Here is a 25,300-nt window from a genome sequence, read left to right on the forward strand (position 1 = left end):
TCTAGCTCTTTTATGATAAATCAAATGCGACAAGATCTTTTTCATTTTCAATAAAATAATCAATTAAGGCATCATATCCTTTAGTTTCCCATTGCTGATATTCTTTCGTACTTAGGAAAACAACAAGGATAAAATTATAATTTACCTCATTAATTTCGAGTTGAGTGGGTAAAAAATTTAAAATATCCGATGTAATAATTGGTAATAAGATTATTCCTCTTACATCATTTTCGATAAGGCGAGTGTCATCAAACAACTGAACACAACCAATACCTATTTGCTCATGTCCTTCAATATCTTCAAGTGTCGCAAATAGCTGCCTGATTAAATTAGCATCACCATCAGAAACCGTAATATAAATATAACGTGTATTCGTAGGTATTGAAAAAATAACATGTAAATTTACATCATCACGCAATGTGCTTACGGCTTGATGTCTTTTTGTCCCATTCTCTTTTTCAAAATAATAAAGATTACAATCATCATTAAATATGTCATTACTGATTACCGTATTGACTATGACGGAACATATTTGCTGTATCTCAGGTGTATATTTCATTCTTCACCTTAAAACCAAACCATAAAACAAAAAAAGAGAGTTAGGTAACTCTCTTTTCTCGATGAATAAGATAATATCAAATCAATTTCAAATCATCTTGCAGATGACAAGATTGGATAATCTTCAGCATTTTCTCAGGTACATTTTTAAAATGCAGACCTTTATTCTCAGGTGTTTGGCGTAACCATTGCACCAATACAGCCAAAGATAAAGTATTACCATGTTCAAGCTGAGCAAGATCAACAACCAAAGGAAAATTCTTGTGCTGTTGAATATGCTTTAAGCCAGTTTGATACATCTGCTCTGCATTTTCAAAATTAATTGTTTTTGAAACAACTAATTGTTGATCAATATACTGAATCACCAAAGATCACCTATTTATTTTTTGCTAACAGCAGCATCTGCATCAGGCTTAAATGTTGCAATCGCTTTATTAATATCGCCACCATTACGCTGAACGGTTGCAGCAAACTGATTACGGAATTGCAAACCTAAATCAATTCCTGAAACATTGATATTACGAACTTTCCACTGATCACCTTTATCAATCAACTGGAAAGATACAGGGATTTTCTCGCCTTTATGCAAGAAATCCAAAGTTACAACAGGGTTCTTACTGTTTGAAGCTCGATATGGACGCATGGTGTAGCTTTCATTGGTATATTTAGCGAAAGCACTACCATAGTTTTCAATAATCACTGCACGAAAGTTTTGCTCAAACTGCGCACGTTGTGCAGCATTGGTATATTGATTATTCGCATAAGTACCCAGAACAATTCTCGTGAATGCTTGAGAATCAACATACGGATCTAGATTTTGGCGAATGATTGTTTTCACTAAAGCTGGATTGTTTTGCAATTTAGCATGGTCCGCTTTTAAACGAGTAATCAAGCCGTCAGCAACACGCTTTACAAAATCAGGTGGGGTTTCTGTAGGCGCAGCAAATGCCGCCGTTGCAAGCATGCTTGATAATACGCTTGCCGTTAACGTTTGTTTCAATAATGTATTCACTTCAATCTCCTAACCTGAATTACTCAACAAAAGAAGCTTCTGCTTCTGTAGCAGCGGGCTGTGATGCAGAACTACTAGATGATGTTGAGTCTGATGTGGTCTTGCCAGCACCACCAGTAATAAACTTACTGATTAAATCTTCTAAATCCATCGTACCCTGGGTATTTGAAACAACATCTCCACGTTTCAAATAGTTCACGCCCCCACCTGGTACAACTTTCAAATATTTCTCACCTAACAAACCGTTGGTTGCAACCATAATATAAGCATCCTCATCCAAACTGGTGATGGAGGTCATGTTACGAATAAGTTGCTGTTCCATTTCTTTTTGTTTCGCTACATCAGCTTGTTGATAATCAGAGCTGTAATGCAATTCTTCCAACGCATTTTTCTGAACTTGCTTTAATTGTTCAGCGTCAAAGCTGGTTAATTTACCATCTAAGTCAAATTTAACTGTTGCCAAACGTGTGACTGGATCCAAAGAAATTGATTCAACACGACCAATCGTTACACCACTCATGGTGACTTTGGCACGTGGTTTTAAGCCATTTACGTTATCAAACTGGGCTGTCATGCTGTAACTATCTTTTAAGTTAGTCCCAACTAAGCCACTGACTGTCATTGCAAGAAAAAATAGAGCAATACCAAAGATAATGACAAAGATACCTACGGCCAGCTCACTAGTACGTGATTTCATTAAATCCCTCCGAACATGACCGCAGTCAACACGAAATCAAAACCTAAGACACAAAGTGAAGAATATACGACCGTTCTGGTCATAGATGTCGCGATACCTTCTGGTGTTGGGTCACAAGCATAACCTTGATATACCGCCACCCATGTACAAATCACAGCAAATACAATACTTTTGATAATGGTGCCATTAAAAATATCATGCCAGAACTGTACGCTACTTTGCATACCGCTCCAAAACGAACCCTCATCAGCACCTAAAAAATCCACACCTACCAACTTACCGCCAATAATACCTATCGACGCAAATATCACCGTAAGCATGGGTAAGCTAACAATACCCGCCCACAAACGTGGTGCTACAATTTGTCTGAGTGGGTCTACCCCAATCATTTCCATACTTGCAAGTTGTTCACTTTGTTTCATTGAGCCAATTTCAGCAGTCAATGCTGAACCAGCACGCCCAGCAAATAATAAGGCTGCAACGACAGAAGCAAGTTCACGAAGTAAAGTCAGTGAAATGGCTGTACCGAGCATTGCTTCACTACCAAATGTGACGAGAATGCTGTACATCTGTAGACCAAGAACTGCGCCTATAAATAAACCAGAAACAGCAATAATCAGCAGGGACATCACCCCGACTCGATACATTTGGTAAATAAAACGCTGAAAGCCACCTTTCGATGGCATGGCAAATAAAACTTGCAGCAGCATTAGCGCAGCAGCACCAATTCCCTTTATCCGCTCAATAACGAGTCTACCTAACCAGGCAATCGCATTCATGGACGAACCTCGTTATCTAAATATGCTTGTTGAGTAAATTGATATTCAACAGGGCCATCAGCCGAGCCCGTTAAAAACTGACGCACAAATGGCGAAGCATGATTTTTTAGCTGTTCTGGTGAACCTTCGCCCTGAATTTTACCTTCTGCGACCACATAAATATAATCGGCAATCGACAAGGTTTCTGCCACGTCATGCGACACAATAATTGTTGTTAAATCGAGTGCTTCTCTCAAAGAGCGAATTAAACGTGTCAACACCCCCATCACGATCGGGTCTTGCCCCGCAAAAGGTTCATCATACATAATCAATTCAGGATCAAGTGCAATGGCACGTGCAAGCGCAACACGACGGTTCATACCTCCAGAAAGTTCTGATGGCATTAATTGTTCAGCGCCACGTAATCCGACTGATTCAAGCTTTAATGCAACCAGTTCTGCGATTAGATTTTCTGGCAAATTGGTATGTGCCCGAATAGGAAAGGCTACATTTTCATACGCAGACATATCTGTAAAAAGAGCACCACTTTGAAATAACATGCCCATTCGCGCACGTGCTGCAAAAAGTTCATGACGGGACATCGCAGCAATATTTTTACCATCTAGTAAAATTTCACCACGATCAGGTACTAACTGTCCACCGATTAGGCGCAGTAGCGTTGTCTTACCAGTACCAGAAGGTCCCATAATTGCTGTTATTTGACCACGTCGAATTTTAAGGCTGATATCGTCATAAATGACACGTTCTCCTCGATTAAAGCTCAAGTGTTTCACTTCAATTAAGGCTTCAGTATCGAGAGGAGATTTATTATTCATAATGGCATTCATTCCTGCACTTTTTATGCACGCATACTATACACTGAAAGAATAAGCGCTTGTTTTTATTTTGATATGCTACGTATGAAGATTATTAATTTATGTAGTTGTTCTTTGTACTTACTTCATTGACACCATGATGAGAATTCACATTGAAAGATTGAGGATTAGTTTCATCAAAAATTGCAAACGCAAAAAACAGACCATTACACAGCATTAAGATCACAAATAAACACGGCAACCCTTCGCTACACACAAACGACCACATTTGATTGAAAAGACTTTTATTTTGATTAACTCTATTCATTTCCAAACTAAAACTTGAACCAGTATACATTTTTGCTATTTTACATGACTACCCCCAAATAAAAAAGCCAGTTTTTCAACTGGCTTCTTCTTTTTATCGGTTTTTATCGATTAAAAGTCGTTTTTCCGACGATAATCACTCGCTACCAAACTTACGTTTTGGGCGGTCATCACCGAAGCTACGCTTTGGACGATCTTCACCACCGAAGCTACGCTTTGGACGGTCTTCACCACCGAAACTACGTTTTGGACGGTCGCTGAAACCACCTTCACGGCGTGCTGGACGATCACCAAAATCACGCTTTGGACGGTCACCAAAACCACCTTCACGTTGTGGCGCTGGACGATCACCAAAATCACGTTTTGGACGATCACCGAAACTGCCTTCGCGACGTGGTTTATAGTCTACACGATTACCACGGTTGTCATCATTCGATTCAAAACGCGGTTTATCATTGAAGCCACCTTCACGACGTGGACGATCTGAATTAAATTCGCGGCGCGGACGATCTTCACCACCAAATGATGGACGTTCGCCACGTGGTTTGTCATCAAAGCTACGACGTGGACGGTCTTCAAAACCACCTTCACGACGTGGACGATCTGAATTAAATTCGCGACGCGGACGATCTTCACCACCAAATGATGGACGTTCGCCACGTGGTTTGTCATCAAAGCTACGACGTGGACGGTCTTCAAAACCACCTTCACGACGTGGACGATCTGAATTAAATTCGCGACGTGGACGATCTTCACCACCAAATGATGGACGTTCGCCACGTGGTTTGTCATCGAAGCTACGACGTGGACGGTCATCACCACCTTCACGGCGTTTGAAATTGCTTTCGCCTTCAAAACGACGACCACCGCCGAAACCGCCACGACCACCGCCGTCACGACCACCGCGACCACGACCACCACCATCACGGCCACGACCGCCACTATCACGACCTGAACGAGCAGGAGGTGGAGATGGCTCTAAACCTTCAATTTCAGATACGCTTAAACGAGCATCTAAATAATCTTCTAAAGCACGAATTTTACCGCGTTCACGGTAAGTCGCTAATGTAATCGCTTGACCTGTACGACCCGCACGACCTGTACGACCAATACGGTGTACATAGTCTTCATTCTTCATCGGTAAACCGAAGTTAATCACGTGAGAAATTGTTGGTACGTCTAAACCACGCGCTGCAACGTCAGTTGCAACCAAGATTTTTGCACGACCTTCACGAATACTACGTAAACGACGGTTACGAACGGTTTGTGGCATTGCACCATGTAATGCAACCACTGAATGACCAGCTTCAGCTAATTCTTCAGCAAGCATGTCTGTGTCTTCTTGTGTGCTTGCGAATACTACAGCTTGATCTACTGACTCATCAGATAACCAGTGAGTAAGTAATTTTTTCTTGTGTTCAAAACCATCAGTCCAATGTAATGTCTGAGTTACATCAGTGTTAGTACTGTGGCCAGTTTCAATTGCGATACGTTGTGGATCATTCATCATGCGCTCAGCAAGACGAATAATACGATCAGCAAAAGTCGCAGAGAACATTAATGTTTGTTTACGATTTGCAGCTAATTCACCAATCGCTTCTAGATCTTCAGAGAAACCTAGATCAAGCATACGGTCAGCTTCATCAACAATAAGTGATTCAACTTTGTCTAACTTGATTTGACGGCGGTTTACAAGGTCAAGTAAACGACCTGGAGTCGCAACGACAACTTGTGCACCTTTAAGCTGTTGGATTTGTTTACCAAAAGGCATACCACCCATAATTGCAGCGATACGAACACCTTTCATGTGGCGTACAAAACCAATCGCGTCTTGGCTTACTTGTTGAGCCAATTCACGTGTAGGAGAAATAACTAAGATTGTAGGCTGAGTAACTGCTTTCATACGATCTTTAAAAGATACGAAAGCTTCTTCGCCAGCTAAAGAGTTTAAAGTTGGCAATAAAAATGCAGCAGTTTTACCTGAACCAGTTTGGCTCGATACTAATAAATCTTTCCCTTCTAACGCAGCAGGGATCGCTTGTTCTTGTACAGGAGTTGGTGTGGTAAAACCTAAACCTTCAAGCGCTTGTTGTAAGGTTTCGTGTAGAGAAAATTCGGCAAAAGTTTTGCTCATAGAGAGTTTCACCCTAATGGGTGCTCCATTTTAATAAATACAAAAAATAGACATCGGCAACAAGCGGCAAAGCGACTCAAGCTGAAAAATAGATGAAGTTCAGCGGCGATCCGAATAACGACGATGTGGACTAAACGCACGCTTGATTACTGCTTCAACCTGAAGAATCGCTAAGCGATTTGGGCGCAAGATGTGGTCCTCTCTACGGACAGCGTGCGCTAATATGAATAGAAATGAGTGTTCAGGTAATGAACTGGAATTTAAGTGCGTGGGCGGATTATAGCAGAAAGTTTAAGAAAGTCACGTCTTTTAGTTATTTTTTCGATTCAATTACTTTTTTCTGCTTATTAAATCAATCATAAAAGTAGGAGATAGAAATAATTAAAAATCAATCACAATCCACTATAAATATAATTATCAGCCACTTAATTTTAAATACAACATCAAAAAATTTAAATATTAGATTATTTTCGCCCCAGCCAAAGACTATTATTTTTTCTTCTCTAATAGCAAATCGCCAAATATCTTTATAAAATTATCAGCAACTATATCAGGAGATCTGTCCGTAAGGACCGCTCTGCATTTGAATCCAGTGTAAATCTTAAATCTTGCTCTAATTTTTAACTCTTCACTTTCAATGACTGGATTTAAATAAGTCCTATTCATTTGCCTTGATAATATAGTTTGTACACACATTTCCAAATCTAATGATGGTAATACTAAAAAAGTAAAAATATGGTTTTCTATTTCACCCTTTAACTCATGATAATTTTGATCGAGATTCTCTGGATATGTCATAAATCCTGAAGAGCAAACTATGATCGTTATCTTATTTATATCAAATTGTGCTTGAAGCTCTTTAAATAGCTGAATATTACGTAATGCATATTTTCGATAACCGTTCATATGAATGTATTGAGAAATATCACCTTCAGTTTGCATAAAGTAGTAATCTAAATCGCAACAGATAAATTTAAATTTCTTAGAAATTAAATTTGCTATTGTTGTTTTTCCTGCTCCACCAGGGCCAATAAAATAGATTAGCAATTGTTTTTCCTTATTTTCAATGATGCATAAAAAAACCCTCAAATATTGAGGGCTTTTTTAAAATTCAGCAAATTATTTTGCAGCTTCGCCCCAAGCTGGAACAACTGTTTGCATCAATGGTTTTAACATTTTAAGTGAACAAGCAAGGACTTGACCATTTTCCATTGAATCATTACCACCACGAGCATCAACGACGACACCACCCGCTTCTTTCACAATCAACTCACCTGCTGCAATATCCCAAGGCTTTAAACCAAGCTCAAAGAAAGCATCAAAGCGACCCGCCGCAACATAAGCCAAATCTAATGCAGCAGAGCCTGTACGACGGAATTGAGCGCCTGATTTAGTCACAGCCAGCAAAGAAGCGAAATGTTGTTCTGCATAAGAAACGATTTCACCATTACGTTTCGCACGGTAAGGATGACCCACTGCGAGGAAAGTATTTTCTAAACTGTCTTTTACATTCGCACGAATACGGCGTTGGTTCATTACTGCACCACGACCGCGGCTTGCAGAGAATAATTCATCACGGACTGGATCATAAATCACACCGTGTTGAGTTATGCCTTTATGTTGCACAGCAATAGAAATACAGAAATGAGGAACAGCGTGAATAAAGTTTTGTGTACCATCCAAAGGATCAATCACCCAACACCAATCAGCATCGTGACCTTTACCTTCTTGTAACCCAAACTCTTCACCTAGGAAGCTATGATTTTTATAGCTTTTGCGAAGTGTATCTATTGTAAGTTGTTCGATGTAACGATCTACACGTGTTACTGGACCATCAATGCCTTTTTCTTCAACTTGTAAATCGAGTTTATGACGATTTTGATGTGCCTTTAAAAGCTCTTGACCAACTGTTTGAGCCGCACGCGCAGCCATAACCACCATAGGTTCCATTGAACACCCACTACAAATTTGAAGATTTTGACAAAGAATAATGCATAAAAGCCCGCATATTCTAGCAAATATACGGGCTTTTAGGTGAAAAATGTTTACGAAAAATTATCTACGTATTTACAGAAGCTTATGTATCACAACCAAGCTTTCTCAATTGAAGCAAAAATCCCTTGTCCATCCAAACCACAATCTGCAAGCATTTGCTGATGTGTCGCTTGATGTAAGAACGTATCAGGCAAACCGAGATTCACAACTGGCTTTAAAATTCGAGCATGTGCTAAGAACTCATTTACTGCACTACCTGCTCCAGCCATGACCGCATGCTCTTCTACAGTAACAAACAGTTGAGTACGAGGCGTTAAATCACGAATGATTTTTTCATCCAAAGGCTTCACAAAACGCATATTCACCACACGTACACCGATCAAGTGTTTATGAGCGAATAGTTTTGCTGCTTCAACTGAGGCTGCCACTCGACTACCAAAAGCTAAAATACTGATCTGCTGATCTGCATCTACATTAAATTCTGCAACAATTTCAGCTTTACCAATTTCTAAAGCAGTCATTTGCTGTTGAATTTCTACACCTGTTCCTGCACCACGCGGATAACGTACCGCGGTTGGTCCTTCGTAGAGATAAGCTGTGTGCAACATCTGACGACATTCATTTTCGTCCTTTGGTGCCATGATGACCATATTAGGAACTGTACGCATATAGGCATAATCATACGCACCAGCATGCGTTGGACCATCTTCACCCACTAAACCAGCACGATCAATACCAAAAGTAACATCTAAATTTTGCAATGCGACATCATGGATTAATTGATCATAACCACGTTGTAAGAAGGTTGAATAAATCGCAACAACAGGTTTTAAGCCTTCACATGCCATACCTGCTGCTAAAGTCACTGCATGTTGTTCGGCAATAGCAACATCAAAGAAACGCTCAGGATATTGTTGTGCGAACTTCACCATGCCAGAACCTTCGCACATTGCAGGTGTGATCGCTAATAGACGTGAGTCTTGAGCTGCTTGATCACATAACCATTGCCCAAAAACATCTGAATATTTGGGTGGTGATTTTTTGACTGGTGCTGAAGCTGTAGGAGTAATCTTAGTAATCGCATGATAGGTAATTGGATCTGCTTCCGCTGGTGCAAAGCCTTTACCTTTTTTAGTGTAAATGTGAACTAATCGCGGACCTTTGCGTTTTTTGAGTGCATGGAAAACTTGAGCTAACTGTTCCACATCATGACCATCAAATGGTCCAAAATAATCAAAACCAATCGCTTTAAATAAATTATCGGCCGCATCCGTCGCAGATTGATGCAAGCGCGAATTATAAGTCCATTTGGGATGTGGTTGAACATAAGCTTCGCCATGTTCATTGACATTAATAAACTGACCTGTTTCCCAAATCGCTGCTAAGTGTTTTGCAAAACCACCTGTGCTACATGAGATCGACATATCATTATCATTGAGAACAACAATTAAATCAGCATCATGTGCAACAGCGTCATTCATCGCTTCAAATGCCATACCCGCTGTCATTGCGCCATCACCGACAATCGCAACAACATCGCATGGATCTTTTTGATAGCGACGTGCCAAAGCCATCCCCAAACCTGCTGAAATTGCAGTTGATGAATGCCCTACCCCAAAGGTATCAAACTCTGATTCATCACGAGCGGGGAAAGCGGCTAAACCATTTTTTGTACGAATTGTGGTAATCGTTTCACGGCGACCTGTTAATACTTTATGCGGATAGGCTTGATGACCTACATCCCAAACCAAGCGGTCTTCAGGAGTATTAAAGCAATAGTGCAGCGCAACAGTCAGTTCGATGACTCCAAGATTTGCACCAAAGTGACCACCGCTTTGTCCTGCTGCATACAAAATGTATTGACGCAACTCATCAGCCACTTGTACGAGTTGGCTTTGCTCGAGCTGACGTAATTGTTGTGGATGATCAATTCCATCTAACAATGGCGTAACAGGGCGTTGAGTTGGAATTTCGGTATACAACATAATGTGGCAAAGCCTTTTTAAGCCTGGCAAATCCGAAGCTGGGTTAAATGGGGGCAATCATACAATTAAATATGATCTACCTTCAATCAGCCACATGTGCGAATGATGTAGTGCTGAACATTCTCAAACCAATCATAACTGACTGGCTCGCAGATTATCCTGAATTATGTCACTGTTTATCAACCATTATTGTGTGCTTTCTATGAAAAAGAAAAACTTATGTGAAAAATCAGAAATTCCAATTCACTCAATCTTCACACATTAAGCTATACTTTGACTGTTTTTATTATAATAGAGAGTTATCTGTGCCGATTGAATTTATTGCAACATCAAAGCTACCTACTGCTTTCGGTGACTTCAATATTTCCGTGTTTCAAGACCCTGAGACGGGTGAAGAACACGTGGCACTTTCTAAAGGTTTAGAAACTGCTCCCAATAAACCAGTATTAGTTCGTATTCATTCTGAATGCTTAACTGGTGATGCGTTCGCCTCACTCAAATGCGATTGTGGTCCTCAATTACAAGCAACTCAACGCCTAATTAATGAGGCTGGACAAGGTGTGATTTTGTATTTACGTCAAGAGGGTCGTGGCATTGGATTAACCAACAAAATCCGTGCTTATGCTTTACAGGATCAAGGGCATGATACGGTTGATGCAAATCTTATGTTGAATCTTCCTGCTGATGCGCGTCGTTATGATATGTGCAGCATTATGCTCGATCATCTTGAAATTAAAGAAGTGAAATTAATCACCAATAATCCTTTGAAACTTAAAGCATTAACCGATCTTGGAATTAATGTGATTGAGCGTGTACCTCTCACAGTTGGTCGTAATCCATTTAATGAACAATATTTAAAGACCAAAAGTGAACGAATGAATCATCTTTATCAAAAAGATGACTTTTAATTCATTTCAAAGGTGTTCAAAAATAAAGCATTTAAGGGATTTTTAATTAGAAAAATTAAAAATCCCTTATTTTTTTTATGGATTTATGTTTTGATATAAGCAATCCCTAGATCACTTTCAGAGGATCATCATGCAACATCCAACTTCAGTTGATATTCAACGTGTTCGTGAGTTTTTACTCGATCTACAAGCACGGATTTGTGCAGGACTAGAGCAACAGGAACTTGCAGGCGGTGGCACCGCTGAGTTTATCATTGATGATTGGCAACGAACTGAAGGTGGCGGTGGTCGCTCCCGTGTTTTGCAAAATGGTGAAGTGATTGAAAAGGGTGGGGTCATGTTCTCCCACATTAATATCAGCAAACTTCCTGCATCTGCTACAGAACGTCATCCACAGATTGCAGGTGCAAAAGCACAAGCATTGGGTGTTTCTTTAGTGATTCACCCGAAAAATCCAAATATCCCAACTTCTCATGCTAATGTTCGTTTATTTATCGCAGAACCAGAAGGTCAAGATCCTGTGTGGTGGTTTGGTGGTGGCTTTGACTTAACCCCATTTTATCCAGATGATGAAGATGTTCAGAATTGGCACCAAACAGCGTACGATTTATGTCAACCTTTTGGTGAATATGTCTATGCAGAACATAAACAATGGTGTGATGATTACTTCTACTTAAAACATCGTGATGAACAACGTGGTGTTGGTGGTTTATTCTTTGATGATTTGAACCAATGGGACTTCGAGACTTGCTTTAAATATATTCAAGCCGTTGGTAATGGTTACTTAGCAGCGATCTTGCCAATTTTTGAGAAGCACCGTGAGCAGCCCTATACCGAAGCTCAACGGGAGTTCCAACTTTATCGTCGTGGTCGTTATGTAGAATACAACTTGGTTTATGACCGTGGCACCTTGTTCGGTTTACAAACAGGTGGGCGTATTGAGTCAATTCTTGTGAGTTTACCGAATTTAGCAGGCTGGTCGTATCGTCCAGAATGGGAAGCTGACTCGCCTGAGAAGCGACTCACGGATTATTATTTAAAACCAAGAGATTGGTTAGGTTTAGAGAATTAAATGAAATTATTCATCCCTGATATAAAGCTCAGGGATGAAATCTTATCTGAAAACATTAAAATAAAAATATTGTGGTATTTGGGATGGGTTGTTGAATTAGGTCTAATCTAAAATTTTGCATCAGCTCTCGACTTAAAGGTTTAGGTCTATCCTTTAATGTCAGAAGTAATCGTAGAAATTGCCCATGCGTGAAAATCACTAAATTCTTTTCCGCATACTCCTTTTCTAATTGTCTTAATTTTTTATGAAATAGTTGTACACGAATGTATAAGTCAGTAAAAGACTCCGCATCATCGCCATCCCGATAATCGCAGTCCATCTTTTCCCAATATGCTTTTACCCACTCTTTTCGATCATCTAAATTGGTATTTGCACACTTACGTTCAGAAAGATAACTAAACTCATGAATGTTTCCATCTATCTCCGCAGTGATCCTATATTTTTGTAAAATAGGTTCAGCAGTCTGATATGTACGTAAATATTTAGAAATAATCACATAGTCAATTTGAGGCAAGCTCACACAAAGTTGCTTAGCTTGTCATTTGCCATTTTCACTAAGAGCAATAGAAGCATGAGATAAAGTGCGCCCATTGATATTGGCCTCGCTTTCAGCATGCCGAATTAAAAATATACTCATAGTTTTATTTAAAGTTGTATCTTGATTTTCATTCATCAAAACATGTTGTAAAAACTAAATCACCACATCGTCTTGTTATAGATGTAAATCAATATTGCAGCATCCCTTTCAACTTTATAAACTTCTACTAACCTTTACCATACTGATCACTCATGACCAAACAATTTGCTGTAATTGGAAACCCGATTGAACAATCTCGCTCACCAGAGTTACATCACGCATTCGCAGCAAAAGCAGGAGTCGATCTAAACTATAAAAAAATTCTTGCGCCCTTAGATGGATTTGAAAGCACAGTAAAAGATTTCTTTGCACAAAACGGTGCGGGCATGAATGTCACTGTGCCTTTTAAAGAACAAGCATTCGCCCTTTGCGATCAATTGACTGAACGCGCTAAGATTGCAAAAGCAGTGAATACCTTATGGATGCAAGATGGCAAGCTCCACGGTGACAATACTGATGGTCAGGGCTTGGTTACAGCAATTCAAGCCTTAAATTGGAGTTTAGAAAATAGTCGTATTTTAATTTTAGGTGCAGGTGGTGCAACACGCGGTGTGATTTATCCACTGGTTCAAGCTGGCACAAAACAAATTGTGATTGCTAACCGAACACTCACTCGCGCTGAGCAACTCGTTGAGGATTTAAAAGATGCTGTTGCCCAGACTGAGCTAAAAGCCATTCGCTTAGATGAATTGACAGGTGAATTTGATTTTGTGATTAACGCAACTTCAGCAAGTTTAAGCGGTGAAGCATTACAATTACCTGAAAACTTAATCTTTCATCATGCCTATGAAATGGCTTATGGAAAACCCTCTAGCTTTTTGGAGCAAGCCCAAGAGCGTCAAGTTCCCTCAACTGATGGTTTTGGCATGTTAGTGGGGCAAGCTATTGAAGCTTTCTCTATTTGGAATGGTGTTAAACCCGAATTAAAAGATTTTTTATAAATCAACGTATGTAAAAAAGAACCTGCATAAATCAGGTTATTTTTTACATAATTAACAATTATTTAGTGCTTAACATTTTCAAATAAACGTCTTTAAAAATTTCATAATCAATAAATTCATTATGCTCAATCTTTAATGATTTTATGCTCTTTTCAGACAACTTATTTTTACGCGCATCAACATACACCTGTCCTAAAATATTTGCTGTTTGGGCAAGTAGAAGCTTTTCTTCACTTGAAACCCCATTTTCCAGTTCAAATTGAATCTGATATTGCTGTGCAAATAACTGTTGTGGCTGCTTATATTGAGCTTGCAATTTTTTCCAAGCTTGACGATCTTTATCACCGCGCATTGCTTCATTAACGATACGATTAACAGCTTGACCCAATTTATCATCAAACTGATCTTCCTCTTGAAGATGGTGTTTATTTTGTAACGCTTCTATTGTTTGTAGTGCTTTACCTTCTGGATTATAAACCTCTTCATTGCCATACCAATACGCAAAGACAGCAGCAATTTCCTGTAATTCCTGACTCGTATAGCGCTGTACAATTTCAGGCTTAGTTTCAATCAATTTCGCGATAAATACTGCTTTATACGTTTGCTCATAGGCTTTCGTTGCATCAAATCGTTGTTCAGCAATCACTTTCAATTGGTCATCTAATGATAGTGTATATGCTTCTGCTGAACGTTCTTGAACATTCGTTTGCCCTAACTTTTCAGAGAAACTACCAATCGCCTGCTCTAACATAGAACCTTTGCTTGCTTCTGCCCATGTTTTAGCACGCTTCAATTGAGCTTGGTCAATTGGAGTTGCTTTACCATAATTAGAAATCAGCATGTCTGCTTTGACGTTAAAGCGAGATTTCATCTCAGGTAATGCATAATTCAAATCATAATCGATTTTAACCGCACGTCCTTGAGTATCTAACCCAACATCCATAATAAAAGGATTACGTTTATCTACAGGTGGGAGTGCTTTTGCAATCTCAGCCTGATGCTTGATCCATAACGCTTTAAATGCTTGATCATCAATAAATTGATTTTTATCGTACACAACAAATTCTTTTTCTATAGCTTTTAGCTTTTCTATGTATGAAAGAAAACCTGATTCAGTTTTCTTATCACCAAATACATCTACACCATAAAGGCTTTGACAATATTGTGCGTCACCATAGGTTGCCTTAGACGCATTTTGCAATGTTAAACATTGGTCTTCTGATAAACCATCTTGCTCATCATCAACTGAAGTTGAATCAGCCACAGCATTTTCTGCGGCATCATCCGCGGCTTGTTGTGCCTCATCAGCGGCATCTTCAGCAGCCTCAACCGCTGAAGTATCCGCTTCAGCATCAACACCAAAGTGCTGATTGACTAATCGATAAAGTTGTTGGCTGACGACACTTGGGTCTTCTGCTGATTGTTTATTATTTAATGGCGTTTTTGTAGTATCAGCAGGCGTTTTGTTGGCATCATCTAGAATTAACTTTTCTAAATTTGCTTCTTTAATATTTAATATGCTTTGCATCAAATATTTTTCATTAACCTTACTATACAAATTTGCTTGTAAGATCAGCTCCTCAATTGAGGTTTTTAAACGAATTTTTTCAACAACACCGGCAGCCTGATCCGCAGATGTAATTGATAAAGCTTGGATATTATTCGCATCGGCTAATCGATAATAAACCGCGCTAGATGCTTTTACATATTCAGCAAATTTTTTGTAATCGACTTGTTTGAACAAATCCTGATATTTGGAAAAATCCAAGTAAGCCAAATTATTTTGATTTTCTTTATTGACCAAATAAGGCATTAAAGCGAAGTAATTGATATAGAATTTATAACTACTCAGATCTAGTACCATCGGTACTTTCGCTTGAACCAACAGTGTTGGCTTTTCATAACGCGCGGTTAGATTAAATGAACCCATTTTTTGGCGATAATGAACTGAGCCATCATATTCAAACTGCATATCATTTAAAATATTGGTCATGATACGAGCGAATTTATCTGCTTTAGTGCCGAAAGCACTCTTAGGCTGCTCAGCTAAAGCGGTATATAAAGCTTTCTTTTGCTGACTATTCAAATTGACTTTTTGATCACGCAAATATTGATCCGCTTTTTGTTGTACTGCGGCATCTAATACTTTGTTATCAGTCGCTGATTTCTGTTTTTCGTCCAGATCGACATGTACATTAAATTTTCCCCGATAATCATAACTCGGATATTCGTACATCGCATTGAGGCTATTAATCGCCTTCTGATCTAAGTTAGCAGAGCCTGAATTGGTTTTAATGACATGCTGTGAACATGCAGAAAGACTAAGACCCAAGATACATAATGTTAAATATTTTAAACGCATAGCTTTACCAAACACCCTTATATCGTTATATTTTCAACTATAAAATAGATTATTTTTCACATATACTGTATGCGAAGACTCTAGCAGAAAAATGATTTTCTTAAGTAAAACTTTTTTTGAAAATTCGCTTTTCTGACATTTTTTTCCCTCGGGTTTATCAATGTATTTTTTATCACTAGTATGAATAATCAAAGTATCGAAACAGATAATCCAAAATGATTCAAATACAGGATTAAGATTATGCCAGCATATAAAGCCCCGCTCCGTGATATTCGTTTCTTAATGAACGAAATGTTAGATTATCCAGCACATTACCAAACTTTGACAAGTGGTCAAAATGCGGATGCTGAAACCGTTGATATGATTCTTGAAGGTGCAGCTGATTATTGCGAAAACGTACTTTCTCCGCTGAACCAATCAGGTGATGAAGAAGGTTGTACTTTCAACAATGGTGAAGTCACTACACCGAAAGGTTTTAAAGATGCTTATGACCAGTTCGTAATGGGTGGTTGGCAAGGTCTTTCTTATCCTGAAGAGTTTGGTGGTCAAGGCTTACCAATGTCTTTGAACCTCATCAAATCAGAAATGATGGGTACTGCAAACTGGTCGTTTACAATGTATCCAGGTTTAAGTACAGGCTGTATGAACACCATCATGCAATTTGGTACTGATGAGCAAAAAAATACCTACATGCCTAAATTGGTTGAAGGTACTTGGTCTGGCACAATGTGTTTAACAGAACCACAATGTGGTACAGACTTAGGTCAAGTAAAAACTAAAGCTGAACCTGCTGCTGATGGTACTTATAAAATCTCTGGTACGAAAATCTTCATCTCTGCGGGTGAACACGATTTAACAGACAATATCATTCATATCGTACTTGCGCGTCTTCCAGATGCCCCTGCTGGTACACGTGGTATTTCTTTATTCATCGTACCTAAATTCATCCCAACTGCTGATGGCGGTGTTGGTGAGCGTAATACAGTTTCTTGTGGTTCTATCGAACACAAGATGGGGATTAAAGCGTCTGCAACAGCGGTATTAAACTTTGATAATGCAACTGGTTACCTGATCGGTGAAATTAACAAAGGCTTACATGCAATGTTTACGTTCATGAACACTGCACGTATTGGTACAGCAGTTCAAGGTATTGCACATGCGGAACTTTCTTTCCAAGGTGCGTTACCTTATGCGAAAGACCGCATGTCGATGCGTGCCCTTTCTGGTAAGAAAGAGCCTGAGCGTGTAGGTGATGCGATTATTCACCATGCTGACGTTCGTCGTATGTTATTAACTCAAAAAGCGGTTGCAGAAGGCGGTCGCGCAATGATCTATCATGCTGCTAAACTTGCAGACAAAATGACAGATGCATTGGTAAATGGCGATCAAGCTGCTTATGAAGCTGCCGACGACAAACTTGGTTTCTATACGCCGATTTTAAAAGGTTTCTTGACTGAATTAGGTTTGGAGGCAGCAAATCACGGTATGCAAGTTTACGGTGGTCATGGCTATATCCGTGAATGGGGTATGGAACAAATCGCACGTGATGCACGTATCTCAACATTGTATGAAGGTACAACAGGTATCCAAGCACTTGACTTATTAGGTCGTAAAGTTCTTTTAAGCTCAAAAGGTAAAGTCGTTCGTGACTATACTGCTGAAATCTTGAAATTCTGTGCTACTCATGCGCGTAACAAGTATTTACGTCGTTTCGCTTGGGACTTAACGAAGCTTTGCGCTCAATGGAATACTTTAACTGTTCGCATCATGCTTGCAGCTCGTAAAGACCGTGACATCGTATCTTCTGCTTCCAATGATTTCTTGATGTTCTCTGGTTATGTAATGATGGCTTATTTCTGGGCTCAACAAGCAGTGATTGCTTCTGAGAAACTAGAAACTGGTAACGGAATTGAAACACCAGAATTCTATAAAGCAAAAATCAAAGTTGCAGATTTCTACTTTGACCGCTTATTGCCACGCGCTCAAGGTCATGCAGAATCAATGGTAACCACGTCTCGTACCTTGACTTCTCTTGCTCCAGAACACTTCAGCTTCGATTACTAATTGAATCGGAACTGATCAATAAAAAGAGCGCTTGAAGCGCTCTTTTTATTTAATATTGGTTTTTAGTGTTTAACTTTTTCAAACACATAAGCCTGTTCAGGGAAAGGATATTCTTGAAAGAACTTGCGATTGCGTCCATGATCACCATTCCAAATTTGATCTAAATCTAAAACTAAATCTTGTTTTGAATTAATTTTATAATACAAATTCACATCGGCAGCTTCACAACGAACCAAAATTTCCTTACCAGCCTTTTGCACTCGCCATTGTACTTGTTTACAGGTCTGTTCTATTTTCGCAATATTCGTTGAAGCGTCTGAACCCAAACGCCCAAAACTGGTATTGGTCCAATAAACGGAGCCATCTTCTAATAAATTAAGAATATACTCAGCTTCTTTTTCATTTTTAACACAACCTGCAAAAGCATCAGTACACGGAATCCGCGCATGATAACGACCAGCATATTGCATATCTTTGTCCGTCGGCTTGTCTAAAGACTTTGAAGCGACATGAGGAATGGTCGCTTGTCCTGCGACTTCAGTTAAAGAAATTCCTTCACTAGATACGTTTTGATCATCTTCGAAAATAATTGCAGCAGAACTTTCCTCACTACTCCGTTGTGTTTGAGTCTGTTTTTTCATTGATTCAGGATGATGGCTATCGCAAGCACTTAACCCTAGCGTGAATAGAACGCCTACACTTACATTTTGTAAGAATAACCTGAACTGCATATTCATAATTCTCTAACATCAACATCGATATGGCTTTCTAAGCTGACTCAATCACCCTAATTTATTGAAAATATAGAGATCAATCAAATAAGCGTCCATTCCCAAAAAGGATAAGCAGCAACAAACTTTCAGATGGAAATAGCCAATGACAAAGCAGATTGCTTTAAGTCGGTGCATTTTAGGCGATAGTGTCGGTTTTTCCATCAACAAATTACACACCGTAACGATTTTGTTATCTGTTTAAACTTTAAAAAAAAGAATTTACCCCTATTTCTTTAATAACAGCAGCTTATATATTTTTATTTTACTGTTGTAACTTATTTATTTTAGGAGAATGTCTCGATGACCAATTCTGGTTTATATCGCTCTAGCCAACGAAGCATGATCGCTGGTGTTCTAGGTGGTATTGCGGAACGTTTTGGTTGGAATGCAAATTTATTACGCCTGATCTTTGTGGTGATCTCGCTCATGAGTGCTGCCTTTCCTGGTATCTTAGTTTATCTAGTTTTATGGTTAGTCATACCGAAAAAACAGATTGATCAAATAGAACGGGTACAAGGTTACAACCAATCCATCAAAACCATTAATGATCACGAGACAACAAAGCGTTAATTAAGGTTTTCTGTATATTTATGTTTTGGTCGCTACGGTTGAGTTTCCCCCAATCCAACCGTAGCTTTTTTTATTGTAAAAATTAAAGCCTAATTTAATTGTCGATTTAATTGCTGTTGTAAAGCAGCAATCATATCTGCTCGACTAATAATACCGATCAAGCGTTGCTGATCAACCACGGGAATATAATTAAAGGACTTTTCGACAAAATATGGAACTAAATCTTGTATGGGTTGTAAAGGATCAACCGTTACCACACGATGACTCATAATTTGTCGAACATAATGCTGCCATGAATTACGCGGGTCAGTTGCTCCCTTAAACCATTCCACAACTTCATATAAAGCAAGAGTTCCTACTAATCTATCGTCATGATCTACCACAGGTAAACTCATTAAATTCACTGCCTTAAATTTATCTAATGCCTGATGAATATCGTCATTTTCATGCAATTTCATCACATCTCGGCTCATGATATCTTGGCACACAAATGAATTCACTATTCGTTCATTCGCACGTTGTTGCGCCTCTAAAATAATTTTTTCTAAATCATACTGACTGATATCAAGCAACTCAGTGCGGTGATCTAATGCATATTCAATATCTTTAGGCTGAATCGACACTTTTTGGGTAGGTGTCGGATCTTTTGACCTTTCATTCACATGGGCAGTCATTGGATAATGCCTACCCACTAAACGGTTAAAAAATACAGCAAAAACTAATAATAAGATCGAATTTAATAAAACAGGATAAACAATAAAGTGAAAACCGAGTCGATGTACAGCATCGCCACCTAACACCGCAGTGATTGCAACAGCCCCACTCGGTGGATGTAATGAGTCGGTGGTCATCATCATAAAGATCGCAAGCCCCACCGCCACACTAAACGCTGTTGTTAAGTCAGGTAAGATTTGCGCACAGCTGACCCCGATCAACCCCGCAATTATATTGCCTATCACCACATTCCACGGTTGCGCTAAAGGGCTATTTGGAACTGCAAACAATAAAACGGAGGATGCACCCATCGGTGCGATATACCAAGCATTTATACCACCTAATACATACCAACTGATTAAAGAGGAAATCGCTAAACCGCAGAGTGCACCAACGCCTGAAAAAAATCGTTCTTTCAGTGGAAGCACTTTATAATTCGGTTTCAGAAAATTTAACCAGTCAGATTGGGGATAGCTCACAATGCACCTTACTGAAATTGTATTGTTTCTCATTCATCGCGCAGTATACGCGCATCTTAATTTAAAGATGTATTTAAATTATAGTTTTAGGTTATGAGTAAAGCTATTGAGCATATTTAAATCAATTTAGATATTCTTGAAGTTGCTCTAAGCGTTCTGCATATTTTTGCATAGGACAAAACTCATACATCGGTGAGCCAATATAAGCTCCTGCATTACGGCATTCCTGATCTACAAAATTCTTCCAAAGTTGTTGTGATTTCATAATATCGCTATAACGTTCTGGCTGTTTATATTGTTTGCTTTGAGCTTTGATTTGATCTAATAATTTGACAATCTGCTTGGTATATAATGTCTTAGTCCTTGTACTACAAATTTCTACCACCGCATTGTTGATATTACCCAACTTTAGCTCTTGAATGGTTTCATCAACACATTGACTATAGGGATCAATCGCTTGCTGCTGCGACGCAGCAAAACTATTCATACTTAGGAAAGCAGTGAGCAACCATATAACTTTAAAATTGTTTTTTACCATTTTTATGTTCTTCATTTTAAGTCACCAATAATAACGAGCAGTTAATACAAAGCTTAATTTTCAGACCTTAGCTTTACGTATATGTCATATTTTATGGCAAGACATCACTCCTATTAAATAATATCTTACATAGATGGTAGAACTTAATATTTACTTTGCCCTCATTAAACTTTTATGGTTAGGCGGTCACCCAATGATTAGACGACAACAACAACTTAAATAATAAGGATATTTTATGAATGTTCCTCACCTTGAAACCCCAACCAATGCCATGCCAAAAGGTTTACTACGGGGTTGGATTATTATTGTCATTGCAGCTTTGCTGTCCTTCGGTTTATATGAAATCTTACCTTACGATCAAAATGCCAATAAAGGACTAAGCTTATTAGTGTTTATTGGTATTCTTTGGCTGACTGAAGCTATTCATATCACCATCACCGCACTCTTGATTCCTATTATCGCCGTGTTGGTAGGTATGCCCAGTGCCGGGACAAATGATGAGCTCAAACCTATTACGACCACTAAAGCACTGAGTACTTTTGCTGACCCTATTATCTTCCTCTTCTTCGGTGGATTTGCACTGGCAACAGCACTACATGTACAAAAGCTTGATCGAAAGATTGCAATGTGGATTATCGCACTCTCCAAAGGTCATCTAGGTATAGCAGTTTTATCGATCTGTTTAGTCACTGCAATTTTGTCGATGTGGATTTCCAATACAGCCACAGCAGCGATGATGTTACCACTGGCTTTAGGTTTACTTTCACATTTTGATGCAGCAAAGGAGCGTAAGACGTTTGTCTTCATCTTACTCGGTATTGCTTATTCAGCAAGCATTGGTGGTTTAGGCACATTGGTCGGCTCACCCCCAAATGCGATTGCAGCGAAGGCTTTAGGTTATGATTTTGCCGACTGGATGAAAGTCGGTTTACCGATGATGCTCATCATTTTTCCTGCAATGCTGGTGAGTCTATATATTGTTCTACGTCCAAAACTTAATCATCGTGTTGAATTTAAAACTGAAAGCATCCCTTGGAATCGTGATCGCATTCTGACCATGCTTGTATTCTTAGTCACTGCTTTTGCTTGGATTTTTGGTAAGGCGATCAGTGAGCAATTTGGAATTAGTCAACCAGACACATGGATTGCAGTACTTGCTGCCTGTATGGTGGTTATTTTAGGTATCGCGACATGGAAAGATATCTCAGATAATACCGATTGGGGTGTTTTGATGCTGTTCGGTGGTGGCTTAACTTTAAGTGCGATTCTAAAAGATTCAGGCTCCTCCTTAGTTCTTGGACAAACACTAGCCAATGCCTTTGGTGATGCGTCTCCATTTCTAGTGATTGTAATAGTTGCAGCATTTATTATTTTCTTAACCGAATTTACCAGTAATACAGCTTCAGCTGCACTTTTAGTTCCTGTATTTGCTGCAATCGCAGATCAAATGGGTTTACCTAAAGAAATATTGGTTGTTGTGATCGGGATCGGTGCTTCGTGTGCATTTATGCTTCCTGTTGCAACGCCGCCAAATGCGATCGTATTTGGAACAGGACACATCCAACAAAGTGAAATGATGCGAGTAGGCTTTATATTAAATATTCTCTGTGTGGCACTGGTTTCAGTTTTTATCTATTTGTTCTTCATTTAGCAGCTATTGCTTTAGCTTGATCATCATTGTGCTAAACCGAACATTCATAAAAAAGCAAACAGTCAGTTAAACTGTTTGCTTTTTTTCTGCTTCAATCTGCAATCAAGACGCTTTTACACCCAACCACGTAAAGGTATTTGGCACATCACTGAGTTGAATGGTTTGCTTGATTTTCAAATTCTTCAAATCTAATTCAACAATGCTTTTCGCTTGCGTATCATTAATAAAAATCGTACCTGCACTCGCATTTACGACTAAACGGCTTTTTGCGAGCTCAGTTGTATCTAAATTTTGAATGACTTTGATTTGTCCAAGACGTTTCCAATTTTGGCTATCAATCACATGTATCACACCAACACTATCTAAAATCGCTAAATATTGACCTGATGCATCGACCACTTGTTGCAAGCGTTTAACTGGGGTTATGCCATCGAGTTCTTTAGCCGCTGAAGACCAATCTAAGCTGATTGCATTTAAGTTTTTTGGATCAACTACAAATAAAGCATGTGTACCTGAAGCAAAAGCAGCAAATTTATCTAGCTTTTCATGTCCTGTAATCGTGCTAATGCGTATTAAATTATCATTTTGATCTGTTATTTTAATTTTTTTATCTACGAAAGAATCCTTGTTTTGCTCAACGACCAATACGCCATCCTCACAACCAAAAGCAGCATATTGTTGAATTGATGCTGCCCCATGTAAACGATTACAAAGGTTGGTTAAAGTCTGCTCTTCGTGAAAATGATCGCCGTGCACATGATAGCTTTTCACAACACTTAATGTTTCTGATGCTTTAGACATATACGTACTTAACACGTACTCGCCACGCGGTTCAGCCACACCATGATGCTTTTTAGGTAAATTTTGAGTTGCAACACTTTGCTGTGCAATGGTTGCATCATCAAACACGTCAAATTTTGAACTATCAGCTTCGCTTCCATCATAAAACAATGCTGCCGTACCATTAAAACTACGATAATGCGCGGGGATTGCGCCTTTTAATTGATACGCCAATAAATAAGGTGCATTGCGTTGCAAGCTGCCATTTTTATTAAAAATTCCACCATCAGCAAATTGCACGATGCCTTCATTTCGACTCAGCATCACCGCATATCGTGATTGAGGGCTGCTATACATGGCAGAAGGAACATAATTCAACGCAGTAGTATTGATCGTCTTTTGCTCTTTTAAATCATACACGGTGAGTAAAGGTCGTATCGTATCTGCATTGGCAATTGCCAAACGCCCTGCATCAGCTTCAATGGGTTGCTGCGGTTTTGGCGACACAACTGATGATGAGTTTGAAGAATCTCCCCCTCCACATGCTGATAGCAACACGCTACTCATTAAAATCGTTAAGACATAACTTTGTTTTAGACTTTTCACCTTATTTGCCTCTATTGGACTGATTATCTACCTAGTTGTTACGTTATAACATAACATATACAAATAATTAATCATTTTTTAAGCTTTCATAAGTTGAGCCAATTTTTTAGAAGCAATCAGTAAATTAGTTAGACATATTTTTCGTTGAGATAACGCCAATAGCGTTTAGGTAAATATTGCACATGTAATTTCACATTCTGACGTTCTTTAATGTTGATACTATTGAAATAATCTTTCCAAAGCTGATCGTATAATTCTTCTTGTGCATCTAATTCTAATTGGAAATTTTGACTGGCACCATTTTCGATATTACGGTCAATCTGATTGGCTTCTAAAGAAACCTCGTGAATGTCTTTCAAATCATAATACAGACCATATTTGCGTTGTTCGTCATAAATCAGCCAACGTTGATCTTGATAACGACGCTTAAAATGCGGCTGTATTAAAGGTAATACATTAAAATCTGGTCGAACTAAACTTAAAAATAAACCATCTGTGGTTTTCTTAAACCGCACAAAAGCTTCCATACGATGCTTTTCGCGCCCGACCTTTTTCGTCCATTGTGAAATCGCTAAAACACTGGGATGAGAGTAATTTTTTTCGACTGAATGTTGATGTCTAAAGACATAGATACAATAATTGAATAAATGCTGATAGGCATCCAAAGACTCAGATAAATAGGCAAAATAAAATTGTCTCAAAGATGAATGCGACAATTTCTGCTGTAAGGCTGACCAGACACGACCTGCATGTTGCTCATGATTTGGAATCTCAACCACCGTGGCAAATAAGCCATGCTGCGCGCCTTGGTTTAAACACAGTTGAACGTGGAATTCTTTAAATTGAAAAGCACGAAATACGCAGTTGAGCAAACCGACCATTGAACCATCAAAGTAATAATAAACCACAGCATCACTGAGCATA

General features: G+C 38.9%; 22 protein-coding genes and 2 pseudogenes. 6 read left to right on the top strand and 18 right to left on the bottom strand.

The window, feature by feature from the left end; all coding sequences use genetic code 11:
• Positions 1-10 precede the first annotated feature (10 nt).
• From F933_RS06950 to dxs, 10 genes are all read right to left on the bottom strand, one after another.
• On the bottom strand, positions 11-559 hold the full coding sequence (locus F933_RS06950; protein WP_005059744.1) for a suppressor of fused domain protein: 549 nt from the start codon (positions 557-559) through the stop codon (positions 11-13).
• A gap of 76 nt (positions 560-635) precedes the next feature.
• The gene (locus F933_RS06955; RefSeq protein ID WP_005052063.1) at positions 636-923 is read right to left on the bottom strand and encodes an STAS domain-containing protein; all 288 of its coding nucleotides are present in this window, start codon (positions 921-923) and stop codon (positions 636-638) included.
• Between the two features lie 14 nt (positions 924-937).
• Positions 938-1,570, bottom strand: coding sequence for an MlaC/ttg2D family ABC transporter substrate-binding protein (locus F933_RS06960; protein ID WP_005059748.1), 633 nt, complete (start codon positions 1,568-1,570; stop codon positions 938-940).
• 19 nt (positions 1,571-1,589) lie between these two features.
• The gene (gene mlaD / locus F933_RS06965) at positions 1,590-2,267 is read right to left on the bottom strand and encodes an outer membrane lipid asymmetry maintenance protein MlaD (RefSeq protein ID WP_005059750.1); all 678 of its coding nucleotides are present in this window, start codon (positions 2,265-2,267) and stop codon (positions 1,590-1,592) included.
• A complete protein-coding gene (mlaE, locus tag F933_RS06970) occupies positions 2,267-3,046 on the bottom strand; it encodes a lipid asymmetry maintenance ABC transporter permease subunit MlaE (RefSeq protein WP_005052066.1) in 780 nt (259 codons plus the stop codon). The genes mlaD and mlaE overlap by 1 nt, the downstream gene beginning before the upstream one ends.
• Positions 3,043-3,861, bottom strand: coding sequence for an ABC transporter ATP-binding protein (locus F933_RS06975; protein WP_005059752.1), 819 nt, complete (start codon positions 3,859-3,861; stop codon positions 3,043-3,045). The genes mlaE and F933_RS06975 overlap by 4 nt, the downstream gene beginning before the upstream one ends.
• A gap of 442 nt (positions 3,862-4,303) precedes the next feature.
• Positions 4,304-6,301, bottom strand: a complete 1,998-nt coding sequence (locus F933_RS06980; protein WP_005059753.1) for a DEAD/DEAH box helicase — start codon at positions 6,299-6,301, stop codon at positions 4,304-4,306.
• A gap of 489 nt (positions 6,302-6,790) precedes the next feature.
• Positions 6,791-7,348 (bottom strand): shikimate kinase, encoded by a 558-nt coding sequence (locus F933_RS06985; protein WP_005059755.1) that lies wholly within the window; start codon positions 7,346-7,348, stop codon positions 6,791-6,793.
• A 72-nt stretch (positions 7,349-7,420) separates the two neighbouring features.
• On the bottom strand, positions 7,421-8,251 hold the full coding sequence (locus F933_RS06990) for an inositol monophosphatase family protein (protein ID WP_005052072.1): 831 nt from the start codon (positions 8,249-8,251) through the stop codon (positions 7,421-7,423).
• A 134-nt stretch (positions 8,252-8,385) separates the two neighbouring features.
• Complete coding sequence (gene dxs / locus F933_RS06995; RefSeq protein ID WP_005059757.1) at positions 8,386-10,281, bottom strand: 1-deoxy-D-xylulose-5-phosphate synthase; 1,896 nt, start codon at positions 10,279-10,281, stop codon at positions 8,386-8,388.
• A gap of 305 nt (positions 10,282-10,586) precedes the next feature.
• Here dxs and ribA point away from each other — a divergent pair, with 305 nt between their 5' ends.
• The gene (ribA, locus tag F933_RS07000) at positions 10,587-11,189 is read left to right on the top strand and encodes a GTP cyclohydrolase II (protein ID WP_005059759.1); all 603 of its coding nucleotides are present in this window, start codon (positions 10,587-10,589) and stop codon (positions 11,187-11,189) included.
• A 130-nt stretch (positions 11,190-11,319) separates the two neighbouring features.
• Positions 11,320-12,261, top strand: coding sequence for an oxygen-dependent coproporphyrinogen oxidase (hemF, locus tag F933_RS07005; protein WP_005059762.1), 942 nt, complete (start codon positions 11,320-11,322; stop codon positions 12,259-12,261).
• 55 nt (positions 12,262-12,316) lie between these two features.
• Here the strand turns inward: hemF and F933_RS07010 are convergent.
• Both F933_RS07010 and F933_RS17380 read right to left on the bottom strand, forming a co-directional pair.
• A pseudogene (locus F933_RS07010) lies at positions 12,317-12,784 on the bottom strand (histidine phosphatase family protein); the annotation flags it as partial.
• A gap of 18 nt (positions 12,785-12,802) precedes the next feature.
• A pseudogene (locus F933_RS17380) lies at positions 12,803-12,898 on the bottom strand (histidine phosphatase family protein); the annotation flags it as partial.
• Between the two features lie 152 nt (positions 12,899-13,050).
• Between F933_RS17380 and aroE the strand changes: the two are divergent.
• The gene (gene aroE, locus F933_RS07015; protein WP_005059770.1) at positions 13,051-13,839 is read left to right on the top strand and encodes a shikimate dehydrogenase; all 789 of its coding nucleotides are present in this window, start codon (positions 13,051-13,053) and stop codon (positions 13,837-13,839) included.
• A 58-nt stretch (positions 13,840-13,897) separates the two neighbouring features.
• Here the strand turns inward: aroE and F933_RS07020 are convergent, their stop codons facing one another.
• Entirely contained in the window at positions 13,898-16,201 is a 2,304-nt protein-coding gene (locus tag F933_RS07020; RefSeq protein ID WP_005059771.1) for a hypothetical protein, read from the bottom strand.
• Positions 16,202-16,441: 240 nt separating this feature from the next.
• Here F933_RS07020 and F933_RS07025 point away from each other — a divergent pair, with 240 nt between their 5' ends.
• Positions 16,442-18,265 (top strand): acyl-CoA dehydrogenase C-terminal domain-containing protein, encoded by a 1,824-nt coding sequence (locus F933_RS07025; RefSeq protein WP_005059772.1) that lies wholly within the window; start codon positions 16,442-16,444, stop codon positions 18,263-18,265.
• A gap of 62 nt (positions 18,266-18,327) precedes the next feature.
• Here F933_RS07025 and F933_RS07030 read toward each other — a convergent pair whose 3' ends face one another.
• Positions 18,328-18,996: a hypothetical protein gene (locus F933_RS07030; protein WP_005059773.1), complete on the bottom strand. Its 669-nt coding sequence runs from the start codon at positions 18,994-18,996 to the stop codon at positions 18,328-18,330.
• A gap of 342 nt (positions 18,997-19,338) precedes the next feature.
• Between F933_RS07030 and F933_RS07035 the strand changes: the two genes are divergently transcribed.
• Complete coding sequence (locus F933_RS07035) at positions 19,339-19,608, top strand: PspC domain-containing protein (protein ID WP_005059774.1); 270 nt, start codon at positions 19,339-19,341, stop codon at positions 19,606-19,608.
• A gap of 89 nt (positions 19,609-19,697) precedes the next feature.
• On the opposite strand, the gene F933_RS07040 is transcribed toward F933_RS07035, so the two are convergent.
• Together F933_RS07040 and F933_RS07045 are read right to left on the bottom strand one after the other, a co-directional pair.
• Positions 19,698-20,801 carry an HPP family protein gene (locus F933_RS07040; protein ID WP_005059777.1) on the bottom strand — a complete coding sequence of 368 codons (1,104 nt, stop codon included), beginning with the start codon at positions 20,799-20,801 and terminating at the stop codon, positions 19,698-19,700.
• A gap of 121 nt (positions 20,802-20,922) precedes the next feature.
• A complete protein-coding gene (locus tag F933_RS07045) occupies positions 20,923-21,339 on the bottom strand; it encodes a lysozyme inhibitor LprI family protein (RefSeq protein WP_005059780.1) in 417 nt (138 codons plus the stop codon).
• Positions 21,340-21,574: 235 nt separating this feature from the next.
• On the opposite strand from F933_RS07045, the gene F933_RS07050 reads away from it, so the two are divergent.
• Entirely contained in the window at positions 21,575-22,990 is a 1,416-nt protein-coding gene (locus tag F933_RS07050; protein ID WP_005059783.1) for an SLC13 family permease, read from the top strand.
• Positions 22,991-23,092: 102 nt separating this feature from the next.
• On the opposite strand, the gene F933_RS07055 is transcribed toward F933_RS07050, so the two are convergent.
• On the bottom strand, positions 23,093-24,376 hold the full coding sequence (locus tag F933_RS07055) for a YncE family protein (RefSeq protein ID WP_005059785.1): 1,284 nt from the start codon (positions 24,374-24,376) through the stop codon (positions 23,093-23,095).
• 128 nt (positions 24,377-24,504) lie between these two features.
• Positions 24,505-25,299 (bottom strand): TIGR03915 family putative DNA repair protein, encoded by a 795-nt coding sequence (locus F933_RS07060; protein ID WP_005059789.1) that lies wholly within the window; start codon positions 25,297-25,299, stop codon positions 24,505-24,507.
• Position 25,300 lies beyond the last annotated feature (1 nt).

The sequence above is a fragment of the Acinetobacter beijerinckii CIP 110307 genome (genome assembly GCF_000369005.1).
Classification (GTDB): domain Bacteria; phylum Pseudomonadota; class Gammaproteobacteria; order Pseudomonadales; family Moraxellaceae; genus Acinetobacter; species Acinetobacter beijerinckii.

Bases quoted from the DNA above. Each gene is read 5' to 3' on its own strand.
- dxs (WP_005059757.1), bottom strand. From the start codon at position 10,281: ATGTTGTATACCGAAATTCCAACTCAACGCCCTGTTACGCCATTGTTA.
- F933_RS06990 (WP_005052072.1), bottom strand. From the start codon at position 8,251: ATGGAACCTATGGTGGTTATGGCTGCGCGTGCGGCTCAAACAGTTGGT.
- F933_RS06950 (WP_005059744.1), bottom strand. From the start codon at position 559: ATGAAATATACACCTGAGATACAGCAAATATGTTCCGTCATAGTCAAT.
- mlaE (WP_005052066.1), bottom strand. From the start codon at position 3,046: ATGAATGCGATTGCCTGGTTAGGTAGACTCGTTATTGAGCGGATAAAG.
- F933_RS07045 (WP_005059780.1), bottom strand. From the start codon at position 21,339: ATGGTAAAAAACAATTTTAAAGTTATATGGTTGCTCACTGCTTTCCTA.
- F933_RS07035 (WP_005059774.1), top strand. From the start codon at position 19,339: ATGACCAATTCTGGTTTATATCGCTCTAGCCAACGAAGCATGATCGCT.
- F933_RS07030 (WP_005059773.1), bottom strand. From the start codon at position 18,996: ATGCAGTTCAGGTTATTCTTACAAAATGTAAGTGTAGGCGTTCTATTC.
- hemF (WP_005059762.1), top strand. From the start codon at position 11,320: ATGCAACATCCAACTTCAGTTGATATTCAACGTGTTCGTGAGTTTTTA.
- F933_RS07060 (WP_005059789.1), bottom strand. From the start codon at position 25,299: ATGCTCAGTGATGCTGTGGTTTATTATTACTTTGATGGTTCAATGGTC.
- F933_RS06980 (WP_005059753.1), bottom strand. From the start codon at position 6,301: ATGAGCAAAACTTTTGCCGAATTTTCTCTACACGAAACCTTACAACAA.
- F933_RS06975 (WP_005059752.1), bottom strand. From the start codon at position 3,861: ATGAATAATAAATCTCCTCTCGATACTGAAGCCTTAATTGAAGTGAAA.
- mlaD (WP_005059750.1), bottom strand. From the start codon at position 2,267: ATGAAATCACGTACTAGTGAGCTGGCCGTAGGTATCTTTGTCATTATC.
- F933_RS07020 (WP_005059771.1), bottom strand. From the start codon at position 16,201: ATGCGTTTAAAATATTTAACATTATGTATCTTGGGTCTTAGTCTTTCT.
- F933_RS07050 (WP_005059783.1), top strand. From the start codon at position 21,575: ATGAATGTTCCTCACCTTGAAACCCCAACCAATGCCATGCCAAAAGGT.
- F933_RS07025 (WP_005059772.1), top strand. From the start codon at position 16,442: ATGCCAGCATATAAAGCCCCGCTCCGTGATATTCGTTTCTTAATGAAC.
- aroE (WP_005059770.1), top strand. From the start codon at position 13,051: ATGACCAAACAATTTGCTGTAATTGGAAACCCGATTGAACAATCTCGC.